A 2,105-nucleotide genomic window follows, 5' to 3' on the forward strand; every position below is an offset into this window, starting at 1 on the left:
CTAAAGGTATTAATAAAGTTAAAGTACATGCACTATTAAATTGTATAACTTTAATAGCTGGAACTATTGCAGTAAACTTAGGTAAATCATTAAATAAAGCTGCCTAACGGCATATGAATACTTGAATGTTAATATTAATTAGGAGGGTTTTGCAAATCTATAGAATCTGTAAAATTAAAATATGAAATTTAAAATCTCATTTTCAATGAGCTATCCCCCTGTACCTTTTTTTTATTTAATTTTATAGATTTAATTATGCAATTTCCTTAATTGGTTAATTTATTCATCGCAATCAACTTCCATCTAATTAATGCTTTTAATAAAATTAAATCCTAGTTAAAATTATTTTAACCAGGATTATATTGAGTTCTCATTAACTATTTATTTTTTAATAAGGTCACAAAATTAATAGGCGGTAAAAAAATTGGATTTATACCAGATTTAGTTGTTATAGCTGATATATGCTCTCTTACATACGGGAACATTAAAGCTGGTGCATTATTTTCTATATATTCATCTATATCCATATTCTCTTCACCATCAATGGTTGAAAATAAACCAACAAACTTGCTTTGCAATTTTAATTTCTCTTCGTCATCTTTTATTATCCTTAGATTTGTTTCCAACTCTACGTTATAATTTTCATCTATTTTACTATTTGCTGCCTCTATACTAAAATCTAAATCCCCATCCTCGGGTACATCAAAATCTCTCCAAAATTCTTCTGCCACCAATATAATTCCATCAAAACTTATACCTGGTTGCTTATTCTTGTCCATTATGCAACCTCCTCAATATCATTAGGGTTGAATATATTACTACTAGTGGTATTTGTTTCGTTCCCTGAAAAATAAAACTCTACAGATTTTGATTCAATAGTATTAAAACTTAAATTAGTGAATTTTTGTTTTGGTTTAAAACTCATCTTTTTAATTTTTATATTATTATAATCTAACTTATCCCCTAAGTTAAAGTAATTAATCTTTATAGACTCAAACTTATTATTTGTCCTTTCTTCTAATTCTTTTGCTCTAGGGTGATCATATCCAAAGGAGCACTTCTGTTTATTTATAATTTTCCTTTAATAATTCTCAGATAAATAAGTTATTAGTTTAGGATATAATAAACCCGGTTCTTATAAAAAGTAATTAATAAAAAAAGTGTTTTCTAAAGCAAGCAATAACAAATAAATATAAAATAGAGGATGATTAGCATCTGCTCATCATCCTTCATAATTATATATTCTTAGTTATCCAGTTCTTCTTTTAACTTTTCTACATCTAATTTAGAAAGTCCTGTAGACTTTGCTACTAAGGCTATTCCCACGCCTTCCTTTAAAAAATTTTTAGCTATCTTTATTCTCTCTTCTTGTTTTCCTTCTTTAATCCCTTTTTCCATTCCTTTTTTCACGCCCTTTTCCATACCCTTTCTTTCTGCATATTTTAATCTTGATATGGCATCCCGTCTAGCTTTCTCTCTAGCATAATATTTTTCTCTTAGTCTTTCGTCAGCAGATATCTTTTCTAATATTTCTTTAGCCATCTTTAATGTTTCACTCCTTTCCATAAGCTGATTTAACAGTTCTTCCGTCCCTGGTTCTCCTATTCTCTTCATAAATGTTAACCATAGTTCTATTGCTTCCATATATTCTATATCTTTTTTATCATCAAATTTAGGTAATTCTATATAGTGAATTGATAAATCTTCCGTTAATAGGAAATGTTCATTTTTCTCTAATATTTTATATTATAATATTATTCTTTCATTTATTATACCCTATTTTAGATAATTCTGTATATTAATATTGAAATTTATTTAACATTTGTTGACTTCTTACCAATGTTGTAAAAAACCCTATATCTTGACTATTAAATCCTATATACTTTAACATATATTTTTGTTCCACTTGGATAAACCTATAGTTCTTTGTCGCCATTCCAATAATCCCCATGTTATATATAGATATATTTAAATCATATCTATAAATGCACCAAATGCTTGGCGTTTAGTTTGAGTTGCTGCAATTTATTGTGCTGGAACACCATTTGCCATTGGTGCTCCCATACTAGAGATTATTGTACTTGCATTACCTATTTTATAATATA

Annotated in this window: 3 protein-coding genes; all 3 read right to left on the reverse strand. The window is 27.6% G+C overall.

Annotated elements, in window-relative coordinates; translation table 11 throughout:
* Positions 1-377: 377 nt before the first annotated feature.
* Positions 378-779 (reverse strand): protein-export chaperone SecB, encoded by a 402-nt coding sequence (locus VK071_07425; GenBank protein HLR35138.1) that lies wholly within the window; start codon positions 777-779, stop codon positions 378-380.
* A 466-nt stretch (positions 780-1,245) separates the two neighbouring features.
* The gene (locus VK071_07430) at positions 1,246-1,740 is read right to left on the reverse strand and encodes an Rpn family recombination-promoting nuclease/putative transposase (GenBank protein ID HLR35139.1); all 495 of its coding nucleotides are present in this window, start codon (positions 1,738-1,740) and stop codon (positions 1,246-1,248) included.
* Between the two features lie 58 nt (positions 1,741-1,798).
* Positions 1,799-1,936 carry a hypothetical protein gene (locus tag VK071_07435; protein ID HLR35140.1) on the reverse strand — a complete coding sequence of 46 codons (138 nt, stop codon included), beginning with the start codon at positions 1,934-1,936 and terminating at the stop codon, positions 1,799-1,801.
* Positions 1,937-2,105 lie beyond the last annotated feature (169 nt).

Source organism: Tissierellales bacterium, assembly GCA_035301805.1.
In the GTDB taxonomy this organism is placed as follows: domain Bacteria; phylum Bacillota; class Clostridia; order Tissierellales; family DATGTQ01; genus DATGTQ01.

Excerpts from the sequence above, each read along its gene's own strand:
- VK071_07435 (HLR35140.1), bottom strand. The coding sequence starts at position 1,936 with ATGGCGACAAAGAACTATAGGTTTATCCAAGTGGAACAAAAATATATG.
- VK071_07425 (HLR35138.1), bottom strand. The coding sequence starts at position 779 with ATGGACAAGAATAAGCAACCAGGTATAAGTTTTGATGGAATTATATTG.